The following is a 14830-nucleotide window of genomic DNA, read 5'->3' as shown; positions in this document are numbered from 1 at the left end:
AAGGCGATCCCGCGTCGCGCGATACGGCGGGTGAAGGGTGGGTGAGGTTCCGTCCTCACCCCGGCAGCCAGCCGCATGCGGGCGGGTGATGGAACTCGCCCCGCGGGCGGACGCGCGCCGCTCTCACCTAGGATCCACAATCATGCGATGGCTCCAGGAGAACCGGCTGGCCGCGCTCGGCCTGGCCGCACTCGTGGTCCTGAACGTGATCCTGATCGCGTTCCTGTTCCGGCCGCAGACGCCGCCGGCCGCGGACCCGTACATCCCGCCGACCGAGCCCGAGCCGACCACCACCGCGCCGGAGCCGGCTCCCTCGACGACAGCTGCTGCGCCCGAGCAGGGGCCGACCGTCGCCGCGCCGGTCGAACCGGTCCCGGCGGTCCGGCTCCTCACGATCGCCTCCGCGGAGATCGGATGGCGGGCCATGGTGGGCGACTGTGAGACGCCGGGCTTGGTGGAGTTCAGCGGCGACGGTGGCCAGACCTGGGCGAGCGCCGATCCGGGCCTTGCTCCCGTCGTCCGGCTCAAGGCGCTGGACGAGACGACCGCGTTCGCGATCGGCGGCTCCGGGGACTGCGCACCGTCCTTCACGATCACGAGCTCCGCCGGGACAGAATGGGAGAGCCAGGACAACGAACTCCCCGGCGCCTGGTACCTCGAGCCTGCGGACCGCAATGCCGTCCACGGCCCCGGCGGCACTGCCGTGCCGTGCGCCACGCAGGTCGTGGATGTGGCCGGCCTGACCAACACCCAAGCAGCCGTGCTGTGCACGGACGGCGCCGTGCACCTGACCGGTGACGCGGGCGCGACCTGGGCGGCGGTGGGCAGCCTGACCGGGGCAGTGGCACTTGCCCCTCAGGTCAGCAGTGACGCCAGCAACCCCGGCTACCTGTTCGCCTCGCTGGAGGACGGGTGCGACGGGGTCGCGGTCCGGTTCGTCACCGGTGACGGTGCGGGGCTCAGCGATGCGGCCGGGTGCGCACCGGTGCCGGACGCCCAGCCGGGCGCGGTGGCGCTCGCGCTCAACGAGGGCGCCGCCTGGCTGTGGGCCGGCGAGCAGGTGCTGGTCTCGAGCGACGCCGGCGCCACTTGGTGACCGCCGTCAATCGCCGCGGGCGATCCTGACGATCGTCCGGACCGCGGGTTCGAACTGCTCGAACGACTGCCGGTACACCTCGGGCGACTCCCGGTAGGGGTCGATCACGTCATCGTCCTTCGGGTCGTGAGGCTGGCCCTGGCCCCGCATCACCGCGGCCATCGGCGTCACCGCCGCCAGGCGCTGACCCTGGCTCAACCCGGCGGGAACCTCGCTCAGGTCGATGAACCCGAGCGCCCGGGCATACTCCCGCAGCGTGAAGGTGCGGCGCACGGCCCCCGGCCACAGGTCCACGGCCGCGCCCCGATGCTCACGCGTCATGGTCAGCACGAGATCCGCCTGCCGGACGGTCGTCTCGGTCACCTGCCGCGCTGCGAAATGGTCGGGGTTGGCCCCGGCGGCCCCGATGAGTGGTCGCATCGGAGCGGATATCGGCTCACCCACCATCGCGTGAGTGCCTGCGCTGCGCACGTAGACACTCGCGTCGAGCCTGGCGGTGAGGAGCCGTTCGACGGCGGGGGACCGGCAGATGTTGCCGGTGCACATCACGAGGACGGCGAAAGGAAAGTGCTCGGGACTCGTCATTTCGGTATGCCTCGGTTGAGTGCCGCGGTCGACATCTGGGCTAGCGCTGGCTCGTGCCACGTCTACCGTCGGTGCCGGCGCGCCGAGGGGGGATCGTCGGTGGTGCCTGGGCTCCGGAAATACCCGTGGTGTGTGAGCCACTGGCGACGGATTGTGGTTCCCGGACGTCGACAGGGTGCGTGGTCCGAGGTGAGGATTCCAGTTCGGGCGCCCGCCGCGGGTTGCCTCGCCTCCTATGGCCCTTCGCTCGCGTTCCACGTGTCGCATGTGACGCATAGGTGGACCTGTAGTCGTATTCGACGTAGTTTCCAGCGTGCATTTTGCGCACCTTGTTCAGCACCAAACCCAGTAGGCGGGTGTCGACTGCTTCCAGTGACTCGAGAGAATCTTCGAGTTGGCTCAGGTGCAACTCGTCGCTTCCGATCACGACGAGCGCTCCACCCGCTTTGCCAGCAAGAACTGCACTGTCTGTTACGGGGAGCAGGGGTGGCGCATCGAGAAGAATCACGTCGTAATCCTGAGCGGCTGACTCCATGAGGGTTTCCATCGCACTTGAACCCAGTAGTTCGCTGGGGTTCGGTGGCACGCGGCCGGAGGGGAGGACATGCAAATTCCCCGCGCCCCATGGCTGAACCACGTCAGCGAGCTGAGCGCGACCGATGAGGACTGTTGTCAGCCCGACCCGACCTTCGAGTTGCATGTACTTCGCCACCTGTGGTCGCCGAAGGTCTGCGTCGACCAACAGGACTCGTGTGCCGGCCTCCGCCAATGCGATGGCGAGGTTGATGGACGTGGTCGACTTGCCCTCGCCCGGTAGGGACGAAGTGATGACAATGGAATGCGAGCGATCTGCGATGTCCAGGAACTGGAGGTTCGTGCGCAGTCGACGGTATGCCTCCGCCCTGGCCGAGTGCGGATCGGCCTGAACGATGAGTGGATGGGCCGATGCGTCGCTGTCGAAGCCGATCGTGGCGACGATCGAGGCATCTGTGACCCGCGACACATCCTCCTCCGTTCGGACCTTCGTGTTCATGACCTCCCGGAGGATCGCGAGCCCGACTCCGAGAGCGGCACCAAGAAGCGTTCCCAGCAGCAGGTTCCGTGGGACGTTGGGTGAACTTGGGGCGGCAGGTACGGTAGCTGAGGAGATCGTGGTTGCACGGACCGATTCGACGCCATCCGGTCCGCTCGGCGACAGTGCGGCGACTGCAACAGAGAGTTCTGAGCCGATGGCGTTGGCGATGTCGGCGGCTCGACTGGGGTTCTCATCGACCACGGAGATCTCGATGATGACCGTTCCGGCCGGAACTGTTGCCGTGACCTGCTGGGCGAGCGCGCCGACAGTGGTGTTCAGCCCGAGTTCGTCGATCACCGGGGCGAGGACGATGGGAGCGACGGCCACCTCGGCATACGACTGCACCTGCTTCTCGGCATACGTGGAGCCCTGCACCAGGTCGCTCACGGATCCACCCCCTTGGACTGCGAAGAAGATGGTAGTCCGAGCGGTGTAGTTCGTCGGGGACAGGACGGTGACGATCGACGTGACGGCGAGAACAGCGAGCGTCACGATCGCGACACCTATCCAACGCTTTCGGATCAGTGTCAGGTAGTCCCGCAGATCCACGAATTCTCCAAGCCCACTGGGTTGCATCCAGCCAACCGGCCATGACATCACCCCGGCCGGATGACACGTCCGCCCATACTACGGTGTGTGGGTCGCGCGCACCGTGCAGGCTGGTGCCGTGACGGTTCGATGTCCTCGAGGAAGATGGCCCCGGTGATGGACTGGTGCTGCTCCACCCTTCATACACATTGCTTCAGGACGGCACGGTATCGAACCGCCAGAGTCGAAATTGAATGCTCCCGAATCGCATGGTCGCGGGCCTTGGTCCCCAACGCCTCGCGGACCTCGGTGGGCATCGAGATGATCGATCGCATCGCCTCGGCGATCGATCCGGCGTCGCCCGGTCGTGCTACCACGCACGCGCCGGACAGGGTGCCCGGATTCTCGACATCGGGTCCGGCGTAAATCAGCGGGCGTCCAGCCGCGAGGTAATCGATGAGCTTGTTCGGACTGAGCCCGTACTTGAAGACCGGCGCATCGAGAAGGTGGAAGATGCAAGCGCTGGCCGCGTTCATGCATGCAATGGCGACCGGCTTGGGCACTTGGCCGGTGAAATGGACATTCGTGGAACCCGACTTCGCCACGAGTTCCTCAAGGTCGCGACGTTCCGGTCCGTCCCCCAGCACAACGAGGTCGGCGCCGTGGGACTCAAGCCGAGTGGCTGCCACGAGAGCCGCCTCGACGCCGTTCGCTCGACCGAGCGAACCCGCGTAGACGAAGACCGTTCTTCCTCTGGCAACCAGATCCTCGATCAGTCGCGAGGCTCGATGATGTCGGTCGCTGGAGATCTCGTCCGATAGCACGGCACCGTTTGGGATGTGCACGTACCGGCGCGGGTGGAGGTCCCGCGAGTCCAGGTACGACCGCATGAGAGGGGGAACCCCTACCGTGACTGCGGCCGTGCGCACGAGCCATGCCTCGATCGCGAAGAGCGAGCGGGCGACGACCCCTTCGCGTTGTAAAGATCCGAGGTCGATCAGAGTCTCCGGCCAAAGGTCGCGAACCTCGTAGATGAATGGAACGTCCAAGCGCCTCGCGACGATCGCGGCCGCGCAGGCCGCCAACGGGTGAGGCGAGGATCCGATCACGATGTCAACGTCGCTCAGGGATCGGCGACGCAGCGCCGAACGTGCACCGAACCACGCCATGTCCACAACCCGGCGCGGGCCATTCCCACGGTAGCCCGGTGTCCAGAGCGGGTGGATGCGAACGCCATCGCGTACTGAGAATGTGCGACGGTGCCGCTGACGAGTCTCCTGTGCGAAGTGGTTGAACGAACCTGCGACGATTTCTACCGAGTCGCCTGCCGCCGCCCATTCTCGCGCAAGGTCCAAGTGGCGGGAGCCGCCACCTGCGCCGGGCGGAACCACGTACTGGTTGACGAGGGCGATCTTCATCGGACGCCCTTGGTGCACGCCATCACGATCTGATCGAACTGGATCGACTCTCGTTCATGGGTACGGGCCCACAGTTGGTTCGCCTCCCGTGCAGCGGGTGGCATCGGCTTGAGTGAGCGAAAGGCAAGGGTCAGGGCTTCTAGGACCGGTTCTCCGAGGATGTCGACATCGGCGCCATCGACCAGAAGCTCTCTGTACACCGCAATGTCACTCAGAAGTACGCGCGCACCAATGGCGATCGCTTCGAGGACGGCAGTTGAGCGCTGGTCGGCGGCGGGGATCGAGACGACGCAGTCAACTCCGGCGAGGAGTGTGTGAAATTCCGACCGCGGCTGCATGGGGAGGATGGTGACTCCATCGGTGTCGGTCGATTCGTAGTCGGTGACGTCCGTTCCTCTGGTGTCGATCACGATTAGGTGGAGATCGCGCCTCGTCCGGCGCGCTCGCCGGAATGCCTCGAGGACAACGTGATGGCGATAGACGCTGCCGACCCCGCGTGGGGCTAGCACGACGGTCGCTCCGTGGTCGGCGGTCGTTGCTAGCTCAACAGCGTGCCGCGCCGCTGCGTGGTCATGCCGCCGCAGCGCGGCTTCGGAAACGCCCCACGAGATGACGATGATCTCAGGAGCCGACGCCGACCAGAGAGTCCGCAGCGTCTCCGCCATATCGTGCGACGTCACCAGGGCGACGTCGGCCCGCCGGAGAATGAAGCCGCCGATCCAGGAGCGCCACCGCGACCGTCGAGCCGCCTGAACCTCGCTACCCCAAGGCACGACAACGCTCCGCCGAGACCGCGGTAGGAGTGCACCCAGGAGACCGTGGGCGCCCATGGACTGGAACACGGTTACTGCCGGTCTCGGACTGAATCGGGCGCTGAGTGCGCGCCAAGGAAGCAACCACCAAGACACGGCACGGCCGTCTGTGGTCAACGAGACGAGCTCAGGCTCCCAACCGCGTGACCTGAATGCACCCATCCAGGTGTGTGTATGTGGTGATCGGCGCGGCGCGACCAGCCGAACTGTCCGCATGTCACGTCCCATGCCGTACCTCGACTGGCACGACCAACCGCTCAACAGCGAGCACGGCCAACGCCTTCCATCTGCGAGGTCGTGACATGCGGTACCGCCTGAAGCGGGCTTCGTACTCGGCGAAGTCCTCGGCGTAGAGGGCGGCGAGAATCCGCAGCAATGAAACATGCAGACTGTGGTAATCAGGTGAACTTGGGGCGCCCGATAGGAGGTCGTAGCGTGACCAGTACCCCAGATCCCATGCGGGCAGTAGGGCAGACAGCCGGCGCGCCGCTTGGGCGCCAGCCTCTCCTCCGAAGGCCCGCTCGAAGTCCCAGAGTCCGATCAGTGCGAAGCAGGCGCCATTCAGGATGTAGGGAACCGGCTCGACCGGGCACTCCTCGAAGAACGGTGCTCCTGCAGCGTCAAGGATCGAGCAACCGCCCGCGGTTGTCGGCAGCATCAGGTGATCGTGCGCGCGACGGACACTGGCTTCGATCGTGACGGCGAGCGTGGGATCCGCGACCACCGCGAGCGACCGCGTCAATGCAGAGATCGCGAGTCCCTGGGCCATACCGGAGGACCATCCTGGGCGTGCTCCGTACCTCGGCACGGCGACCGGGTAGCGCCACGAACCATCTGACTGCTGGGCGCCGATGAGACTGCGGACTGATGCCTCGATGATCGTGCCGTCCGAAGGCTCTGGATTGGCCTGAAGCCGCGCAAGCAGGGCGAAGCTGGTCGCAACAGGATGAAGCCAGGGCTTGCCGTCGTCCTGACCCACCATCACTGCACCGTGGGCATCAGTCGGTGCCGCCAGGCCGCGCCAGTCCAGCGGGTATTGCGTTGTCCAGGTCTCGCGGGGAAAGAGTGGATAGCTCCGACCTCGAGTCCCCCTCGCAGCCTTCAGCAAGAGGCGCGGCCACCGCCTCGTCACGGGCGGACTCCGTCGATGGTGTCCGCATAGATCTCCTCAAGAACGTCGACCGTCGCGTGAATGTCGAAGAGCCCGAGGACATGTCGCCGGCCCGTCCTTCCGAACTCACGCCGCAGGTTAGCGTCCTCGATCAACATGCCGATGGCCTCGGCCAACTGGGAGGCGTCCGCTGGGTCTACGAGTCGACCGGTTCGTCCGTCCAGCACAGTGTCCTTCAGCCCTCCGACACGGGTCGCGACAACGGGCTTCTCCATCAGCGCAGCCTCGATCATCGTATACGAAGCGGACTCGCTGAGGGATGGGTTGCTCAGAATGTCGAGGCCTGAAAGGACGTTTCGCATGTCGGTCCGATGTCCCAAGAATTGAAGTCTGTCCGTCGACACGAGTTTATCCGCACGTTGCTGCAGTGTGCGGCGATAACTGCCGTCCCCGCTGAACTCGTCCCCGACGACAAAGAATCTCAAGCTGTCGTAGCGTTCTGCGAGGATGGCGGCCGCATCGATGAATGTCTCGTGTCCTTTGACGCCGACAGTTTGGAACGCGCGCAGGGTGGTTGGATACATGTGTGCGACCATGCCGACACCAATGTCGGATATGCCCAAGGAGAACTCTTCACGAAAGGGTGAGGGGCTGTCCGAGGGAGTAAAGGCATCCGTGTGGCATCCGTAGAAATTCGTACGGACATTGCGCGCACCGAGTCTCTGGTAAGTCTCCGCAAAATCCGTACACGATGCCACGAGTGTCGTATCCCAACGCATCGTGGCACGATCGATCGCCGAGAGCACTGGACTTTGCAGATGGACCGTCCCGGCCACCTGCGATATCAACGCAGGGCGTGCCCGTCCACGCAGAATCGTCCGGCACACGATAATTGTCTTGTACAGATGAGCGTGCACGACGTCGAACTCTCCGTCACGGATCAATTTCGCCAAGTGCCGATATGCTCGCCAAACGCGCCACAATTCGCCTGGACGATATCCTCGGAATGGGATCACATGTACCTTGACTCCAAGCGTCTCGAGGCGATCCTTCAGTGGGCCGTCGCCGGTAACAACGGTTTCGACCTGGTGGCCCCTTCTCGCCAACTCCGAGACTTGGTCGACGAACCATCCGCCACCGGTCGCAGTTCCACTGATCTGGAGAATTCTATACGTCACTGGGCCTCCCGGAAGCGGTTCTCGCAAATGGAGCTGTCAACAGTGCGACGAGCATGACCGTCGGGATCGGGCTAAGAAGCGGCTCGCCGAAGAATGAGCAAACCAGTGCGGCTGTCAATGGAAGTAGGCGGGTCCAAACTGGACCCGTGGGATCTCGATGGGACTGCCGCACAAGACGAGCAAAATATCGACCTACCCAGACCATCACGATGGCGAACGTGATCGCACCGGTTCCCAGCAGAAGGGTCAAATAGGTGTTGTGGGGAAATGCGAGCCCCTCGGGTGCGCCATAGTCGGTGAGCGCGGGGCGAATCGAGTGGAAGCCAACGCCAAGCACTGGGTTGTCACGAGCTATAGCGAGCGCAGCCTCCCATAACTCAAGCCTGACCGAGGACGAAGGATCCAGCCCGCCGGCGCCCGAAGTGGTGTAGGTGACACGATCTTGGACCGCCATTGGAAGGTTGGCGTAACCAACCAGGAGAACGGGCAGGAGCAGGAGGAAGGATTTGCGCTTACCGACGAGTACGAGCAGCAGGATTGCGCCCCCGGCGAGATATGCGCTCCGCGAGAATGTCAACGCGAGGGCAGCCGTGCAGAGTGCGATGGCGAGAACTGGTAGGAGGCGGCGTCGATCGGCTCGCAGGCAGCGTCCGACGCCCGCTCCAATTGCGATGGCGAATACCAGGCCGAGTGTATTGGAGTTGATCCAGGTGGAGTTCTCATAGATGAGGGTCCAGGAGTTGGTTTCCCCGCCAAAGACTCGCGGGCCTGCAAAAGAAATGAAGGCAATCGCCGTGACTGACGACGTCACAAGTATTGTCGACTCGACGAGACGGAGGTCGCCCGCCGACCGGTAGTAACTGGCTGCTAGGCAGCCCGTAAGTGCAACCAGACCCACCAGAGCCAGCGGGGCAAGCTCGGCTTGGTCCGAGAAAAGAGCTGTCACGAGCGTGGTGAAGGCGAGCCACGTTGACAACAACACTGGACCCGGACTCGGCGGATGTCCCGTCGTGTTCCTCCGACGTAGGGCGTCGAGAAGGACCCCAACACCGAGCATCGGGAGGCCGATGTAGGTAAGAGCGCTGAACGCGCCCGCGAACGGTGTCGTGAATACGGTCGCTGCCAGCACGGCGATGGCCCACACCTGGGATGGTGGTGACTCGGAGCTCGGGCTCTCGGGCTGATTCTTACGCCAAGTCGCCCTAGTCCGGTTGTGGCTGCCACCCCGTCGACGTGCGTCCGAATCAAGCATGCTGGGGTCTCCGTGCGTATCCGACACAGAACGTGACGGTCATCGTGATGTAACCGACAGCGATGGCGATCGCAGCACCCGGGGCACCGAGGTGTGGCGACAGGATGAGTTGCGCGACCACTGACAATATGACGGCGAGCAGGCTGCCGAGTACGAGCGTGCCGTAGCTCTCGACGGCCAATAGGTGGCTCTGGAGCACTCGTGCGAACGCGAATGCAATGGCTCCAGGAAGCATCAGTTGGACGAGTGTCGAGGCTTCTGCATAGTCCGCCCCGTAGAGGAACGGCACGACGATAGGTGCGATTAGACCAAGTGCGAGGGCTCCGAATGCCGTGATGAGAGAGACTCGGAGCGCGTCCCGTAGGGGCCTTGCGGGGGCGCTGTTCTGCGCAGAATAGCGAGGGAGAAGTACGAGTCCGGCAGCGACCGGAAGGAAGAGGAGGGCATCGACTAGTGGAGTCGCAACCGCGAGGAGTCCAGCAGCCCCGCTGGATCCAAGAGCTTGAACGAGTGGCGCGTGGATGCGAAGGAAAAGCATCTGCAAGAGCGTGATTGCGGTCATGCGCCTGGCGCTGGTGGCGAGCCTGGCAGCAGCGTCGCGGGATTGTCGATGCGCCCTGCCCCGCAGGGAGCCCAAGAGCACGATCGCACTGAACACGTAGCCGAGGGTGAAAGCCGTGAGGTAGGGGCCCAGCGAAGTGACGCCGGCGATCGTCAGGCCCGCGATGCCAACTACATAGGCTGTGACCGTTCCGACGGTGGAGATGGTCCAGATGTGGTAGCGCCTCATGCCAAGGAGGCAGTTGCTGAGGAGTTGGCTCAGGACGACGAGAGGAATGGTGGCAACCGCTATTGCGACCTCCAGTGGTTGGAGGCCGGCGAAGGGCACTTGGAACGCAAGCAGCACGAGCGCGACAGGCACGCATACGCCTGCGACGACCGCCGTGCGCCTGATCGATGTGTAGAGCACGGTGGCGCCGTCACTACCGCCGGCAGACCGTAGGGCGGCCGTCTCGAGGCCGGCAGCTCCCACCGATGCCAGGAGGGAGACCAGCGTGATCGAAACAGACAGGACGCCACGAGCCGGCACATCGAGGGACCGAGCCAAGAGGACGCCGCCGATAAGGGAGACGCCGAGTGTCCCGAAGCGGGAGATCGTGACCAACCCGATGGCGTGTGCGGTGCTCAAGGATGCGGTTGAACCTTCGGCAGAGTCTCGCGCACTGGCGGGCGAGGCGGTGGAGCGGCGGAGAGAACTCGGACGTTTCATGCGGCGGGTACGCCCTTGACCGTGCGTCCTGCCGCGACGTCACGTACGACGCACGCTGCGGCGCCCACGATCGCCTCCGCGCCGACCGCGAGGCCCTGAAGCACGGTGGCGTTGGCCCCGATAAGCACTCGATCGCTTATGAGACAGTCGCCGGAGATGACTGCTCCGGGATTGATGGAGACAAAATCGAGGACGCGGGCATCGTGGCCCACCGTGGAATTCGGGTTCATGTGGACGTGGTCGCCGAGCGTCACGTTGTTCGAGATCTGCACACCGGCGCACACGATGACCCCGCGGCCCAAGCGCGTCGCATGGCCGACGGTTGCCGATGGATGCACGATTGTCGCCGCGCTCTCGGAAGACGGATCTGTCCGTGAAACCACGTCATACCGAGTCCGAGGGTCACCGATGCCGACGACATAGTTCGCAGTGCCCTGGTACTCCGACCATCGGGCGATGGGGCCGAGGTATCGCACACCGAGGACGGCGAGCTTCTCGAGACCCTCTTGGGTCGGTCGATCGTCCATCACACCGAGGAGCGGTGGCAATGCCATAGGGTCAGCGGTCCGGATGTCGAGGATCACGTCGATAGCTTCCCGGCCGAATCCAGAGGCCCCGAAGACGACGGTTCCGTCAGGCATGGGTGCGTGGCCCTTCGTCGAAACGGCTCGAGGTAGCATGCCCAGGTTCGGCGACGCCTCGTCGACGAATGACGAGGTGCAGGGTCCGCACCGCTATGGACGCGTCGAGGAGTACCGACATCCGCTCGACGTACTCCACGTCAAGTTCCAGCCGTCTCGCCCATGGCACGGAGTTACGGCCGGCCAGTTGGGCAATTCCGGTGATTCCTGGCCGAACCTCGTGCCGACGTCGCTGATCCTCAGTGTATAGCGGTAGATACTCAGGCAGAAGCGGGCGCGGCCCAACGATACTCATATGTCCGGCGAGGACGTTGTAGAAAGTTGGCAACTCGTCAAGGCTGGTTTCGCGCAGGAATCGGCCGGTTCGTGTGATCCTGAGCGCGTCAGGTTCCTTCTCATACACCGGGTCGCGCATGGTTCGGAACTTGACGATCGTGAATTCCTGTTCGGCGAGCCCCGGTCGTAGCTGCCTGAAGAGTACTGGGCGTCCTTGGGTTGTCACGAGGAGGCAAGCGACGACGAGTTGTATTGGTGCGGTCAGGACCAGAGCCAGTGCGGACAGGATAATATCCCCGAAGCGCTTTATTGGTGCGTAGAGCCCGGTTCTCATTTTCCCGGGCCGCCTTCCAGAAATTCCATGATCGCTGCCCGGATCCGTTGAGTGTCGGCCGGTCCGAGCGACGAGCCGCTGGGTAGGGAGAGTCCGCATTCGAAGAATGAATCGCTGGTGCCGTCGACGTAGCAGTCGCTGCTTGCGAATATGGGTTGGAGGTGCATCGGCTTCCAGATCGGGCGAGCCTCGATGTTGGCGCGCTCCAAGTGCGTGATGAGCTGGTCGGCGCTCCAGCCCGCGACTTCGGCGTCCACGATGATTGATGTGAGCCAAAAGTTGTCGCGAGTGGATCCACTGCCCTCTGAACCGTCGAGTCCACCGAAGACGCTCACTCCGGGGACTTCGCTGAACATCTTGCGATACATCAGGCGGTGCGCTCGACGCCGATCTATCATCTCTGGCAGTCGTAGCAGTTGGCTACTTCCCAGTGCGGCGAGCAGGTTCGAGAGGCGGTAGTTGTATCCGATGTCGACGTGTTCGTAGTGTCGAGTGGGCTGCCGCGCCTGAGTTGCGAGATAGCGAGCACGCTGTGCAATTCCGAGATCATCGGTGAGCAACGCTCCGCCACCAGACGTCGTGATTATCTTGTTGCCATTGAATGACACCGCGGCGGCAGTACCGGTCGAACCTGCAGGTTGGCCATCTCTCGATGCACCCAAGGATTCCGCTGCGTCGGTAAGCACGGGAATCGCGAACTCGTTCGCGATGTTGCCGATCGATTCGTGGTCGGCCATCTTGCCAAATAGGTCAACAGGCAGGATTGCGGCCACCCGTCGGCCACGATACTCCTGGTCCTCGACCGCAAGTCGGAGCAGCGCAGGATTCATATTCCCCGTACTGTCGGCGTCCACGAACACTGGCCGGGCACGCGTGTACACAATCGCGTTTGCCGTTGCGGCGAACGTCAATGTCGAAGTGATGACCGAGTCCCCTTCCTCGACGTCGAGGGTGAGTAGTCCCAAGTGGAGCGCGGCGGTCCCGGAGGACAGCGCGACGGCGTGCCTTCTCTCGGTGAGCGCGGCGAGGTCGCTCTCGAACTTGTCGACATGTGGCCCGACCGGCGCGATCCAGCCTGACCGGAGTGCGCTGAGGACCGCTTCCTCCTCCTCCGCGCCGATGTCGGGTGACGACAGGTGGATGCGGGCGCTCACATCGCTCGACCCTGGCCGGAGCGACCGTGAGGCGTCTCGCTCGGGGGCGGGGGTCTCGGCGTCGCGTGCATCGGCAGTCGCGTGCATCGGAAGTTGTGCTCCTTACCCTCTAGAGTCCCGGAAGTTCGTTGTCCCTCATCTGGTGGTGGATGCGGAGCGGAGCCCACATTTTCAGGCTACCGCTCCCCTGGAGGACGTATTCCTGGGCGCGCCGGGTTCGACAGAACGACGCCGAGCAGGGCGACGGTGTCAACACCGTATTGGCTCGGCGTCGTCGGGGCATCCGGGTAAACTGGGCGTCGCACCATGTCTGCGAGCGCGCTTCGGCGCGCCCGCATCACGAACCAGAGAGAGTCAGGGATCCTCGTGCCCACCGGCAAGGTCAAGTTCTTCGACGCCGACCGCGGCTTCGGCTTCATCGCCTCCGACGACGGCGGTGAGGTCTTCCTGCACGCCTCCGCGATGCCCCCTGACACCCCGGCGCCGAAGCCCGGCACCCGCCTGGAGTTCGGTGTGGCCGACGGCCGCCGCGGTCTCCAGGCGCTCTCGGTGCGGGTGCTCGACGCCGGCCCGTCCGTGGCGCGGGCGCACCGTCGCCCGGCCGAGGACATGGGCCCGATCGTCGAGGACCTGATCAAACTGCTCGACCGCGCCGGCAACAAGCTCCGCGCGGGCCGCTACCCGGACAAGGCCGAGGCCACCAAGGTGGCCCAGATGCTGCGCGTCGTGGCCGACGAGTTCGACGCCTGAGACCCATGACGGAGACCTTCACCGTGCCCTCAACGACCACCAGCGCACGCCGGCCTGCCAAGGACGCCGTCCTCGCAGCCGCCGTCGACCAGGCCCGCGAGGCACTGCTCGAAGGAGGCGCGAAGGACGTCGGCGACCACCTCGGCATGGTGCTGGAGGCGGACCGACTCGCGACCCATTACTTCGCGGCCACTTCGCCCGGCTACGAGGGCTGGCGCTGGTACGTGACCGTGTCCCGGATCTCGCGGTCCCGGACCGCGACCGTCTGCGAGAGCGGACTGCTGCCGGGCGACGGCGCCCTGCTGGCCCCCGCCTGGCTCCCGTGGGCCGACCGACTGGCACCCGGCGACCTCGGGCCGACCGACCGGCTTCCGTACGTGGCCGAGGACGAGCGGCTCGAGCCCGGTTACCTGGCCACCGGGGACCCTGAGGAAGACCGGATCGCGATCGCGGAACTGGGTCTCGGACGCGACCGGGTCATGAACCGCAAGGCCATCGATGCCGCGGCCAGCCGGTGGTACGCGGGCTCCCAGGGTCCGGATACGGCGGGCACCAAGGCTGCCGGCGCGAACTGCGCCGAGTGTGGCTTCATCGTGCGGATCGCCGGGTCGCTCGGCACCGTGTTCGGGGTCTGCGCGAACGAGTGGTCGCCCGATGACGGCAAGGTCGTAGCCCTCGACCACGGCTGCGGCGCCCACTCCGAGACTGATGTCCCGCCACAGGGTCACGAGTGGCAGCAGAGTTCGCCGCACCTGGACGAGACCGACATCGAGGTGGTCGCCGTCGGGCCGACCGCGGCGAGTGGGCCCGACGCGGAGTCGTCGCCCGAGGAGGAACCGATCGCCTGAGTCACCCTCGGCCGGCGTCACGCCGGTTGGTGATTCACCCGCCCAGTGTGATACGGAGGGGTCGCTCCGACGGGAGGGCTGGGGTAGATTTGATCGTGCAAGCCACGTTTGTGGATACCCCGCGCCTTACCCCGTCTAAAGGAGCCTGAATATGAAGAAGACCTTCCGTCTGAGATTCCGAGTTGCCGTCGTCGCAGCTGCGACCGCACTCGGACTCGTCGCCGTCGGACCCGCGGCCATCGCTGCCACGCAATCCGACGACGCCGTCGCCACGGGCTGGGGCGACGAGTTGATCCGCAACGGTTGGGGCGATGAGCTCATCCGTGCGGGCTGGGGGGACGAACTCATCCGCAACGGTTGGGGCGATGAGCTCATCCGTGCGGGCTGGGGCGATGAGCTCATCCGCAACGGGTGGGGCGACGAACTGATCTGACCCTTCGGGTCGTGGGCTCGTGTGGACATGTCCTTGGATGTGTCCACACGGGCCCTTTGTCTTGCCGGC

At 64.8% G+C, this 14830-nt stretch carries 15 protein-coding genes; 4 read left to right on the top strand and 11 right to left on the bottom strand.

What is annotated here, in order from left to right; all coding sequences use genetic code 11:
- The first annotated feature begins 142 nt into the window (after positions 1-142).
- Positions 143-1096: a beta propeller repeat protein gene (locus GKS42_RS20850; RefSeq protein WP_154795571.1), complete on the top strand. Its 954-nt coding sequence runs from the start codon at positions 143-145 to the stop codon at positions 1094-1096.
- A 6-nt stretch (positions 1097-1102) separates the two neighbouring features.
- On the opposite strand, the gene GKS42_RS20845 is transcribed toward GKS42_RS20850, so the two are convergent.
- The 11 genes from GKS42_RS20845 to GKS42_RS20795 form a co-directional block, all read right to left on the bottom strand.
- The gene (locus GKS42_RS20845; RefSeq protein ID WP_154795570.1) at positions 1103-1681 is read right to left on the bottom strand and encodes an arsenate reductase/protein-tyrosine-phosphatase family protein; all 579 of its coding nucleotides are present in this window, start codon (positions 1679-1681) and stop codon (positions 1103-1105) included.
- 40 nt (positions 1682-1721) lie between these two features.
- Positions 1722-3305 (bottom strand): tyrosine-protein kinase domain-containing protein, encoded by a 1584-nt coding sequence (locus tag GKS42_RS20840; protein WP_168217931.1) that lies wholly within the window; start codon positions 3303-3305, stop codon positions 1722-1724.
- A gap of 179 nt (positions 3306-3484) precedes the next feature.
- The gene (locus GKS42_RS20835; RefSeq protein WP_154795568.1) at positions 3485-4702 is read right to left on the bottom strand and encodes a glycosyltransferase family 4 protein; all 1218 of its coding nucleotides are present in this window, start codon (positions 4700-4702) and stop codon (positions 3485-3487) included.
- On the bottom strand, positions 4699-5475 hold the full coding sequence (locus GKS42_RS20830) for a glycosyltransferase (protein WP_154795567.1): 777 nt from the start codon (positions 5473-5475) through the stop codon (positions 4699-4701). The genes GKS42_RS20835 and GKS42_RS20830 overlap by 4 nt, the downstream gene beginning before the upstream one ends.
- A gap of 256 nt (positions 5476-5731) precedes the next feature.
- Complete coding sequence (locus GKS42_RS20825) at positions 5732-6496, bottom strand: D-glucuronyl C5-epimerase family protein (RefSeq protein WP_154795566.1); 765 nt, start codon at positions 6494-6496, stop codon at positions 5732-5734.
- 146 nt (positions 6497-6642) lie between these two features.
- Positions 6643-7803, bottom strand: a complete 1161-nt coding sequence (locus tag GKS42_RS20820; RefSeq protein WP_168217930.1) for a glycosyltransferase — start codon at positions 7801-7803, stop codon at positions 6643-6645.
- The gene (locus tag GKS42_RS20815; RefSeq protein WP_168217929.1) at positions 7793-8947 is read right to left on the bottom strand and encodes an O-antigen ligase family protein; all 1155 of its coding nucleotides are present in this window, start codon (positions 8945-8947) and stop codon (positions 7793-7795) included. Before GKS42_RS20815 ends, GKS42_RS20820 begins: the two co-directional genes overlap by 11 nt.
- Positions 8948-9047: 100 nt before the next feature.
- A complete protein-coding gene (locus GKS42_RS20810) occupies positions 9048-10244 on the bottom strand; it encodes a lipopolysaccharide biosynthesis protein (RefSeq protein ID WP_168217928.1) in 1197 nt (398 codons plus the stop codon).
- 77 nt (positions 10245-10321) lie between these two features.
- The gene (locus GKS42_RS20805; protein WP_168217927.1) at positions 10322-10966 is read right to left on the bottom strand and encodes an acetyltransferase; all 645 of its coding nucleotides are present in this window, start codon (positions 10964-10966) and stop codon (positions 10322-10324) included.
- Complete coding sequence (locus tag GKS42_RS20800; protein WP_154795561.1) at positions 10959-11576, bottom strand: sugar transferase; 618 nt, start codon at positions 11574-11576, stop codon at positions 10959-10961. The genes GKS42_RS20805 and GKS42_RS20800 overlap by 8 nt, the downstream gene beginning before the upstream one ends.
- Complete coding sequence (locus GKS42_RS20795) at positions 11573-12817, bottom strand: DegT/DnrJ/EryC1/StrS family aminotransferase (protein ID WP_154795560.1); 1245 nt, start codon at positions 12815-12817, stop codon at positions 11573-11575. The genes GKS42_RS20800 and GKS42_RS20795 overlap by 4 nt, the downstream gene beginning before the upstream one ends.
- A 279-nt stretch (positions 12818-13096) precedes the next feature.
- On the opposite strand from GKS42_RS20795, the gene GKS42_RS20790 reads away from it, so the two are divergent.
- The 3 genes from GKS42_RS20790 to GKS42_RS20780 all read left to right on the top strand — a co-directional run bounded on the left by GKS42_RS20790 (position 13097) and on the right by GKS42_RS20780 (position 14761).
- Positions 13097-13480 (top strand): cold-shock protein, encoded by a 384-nt coding sequence (locus tag GKS42_RS20790; RefSeq protein WP_154795559.1) that lies wholly within the window; start codon positions 13097-13099, stop codon positions 13478-13480.
- 5 nt (positions 13481-13485) lie between these two features.
- A complete protein-coding gene (locus GKS42_RS20785) occupies positions 13486-14328 on the top strand; it encodes a DUF3027 domain-containing protein (protein ID WP_154795558.1) in 843 nt (280 codons plus the stop codon).
- Between the two features lie 151 nt (positions 14329-14479).
- Positions 14480-14761: a hypothetical protein gene (locus tag GKS42_RS20780; RefSeq protein WP_154795557.1), complete on the top strand. Its 282-nt coding sequence runs from the start codon at positions 14480-14482 to the stop codon at positions 14759-14761.
- Positions 14762-14830 lie beyond the last annotated feature (69 nt).

This window comes from Occultella kanbiaonis, from assembly GCF_009708215.1.
Classification (GTDB): Bacteria; Actinomycetota; Actinomycetes; order Actinomycetales; family Beutenbergiaceae; genus Occultella; species Occultella kanbiaonis.
Note: the sequence above shows the minus strand (reverse complement) of the source record. Positions and strands in the feature narration are given on the sequence as shown.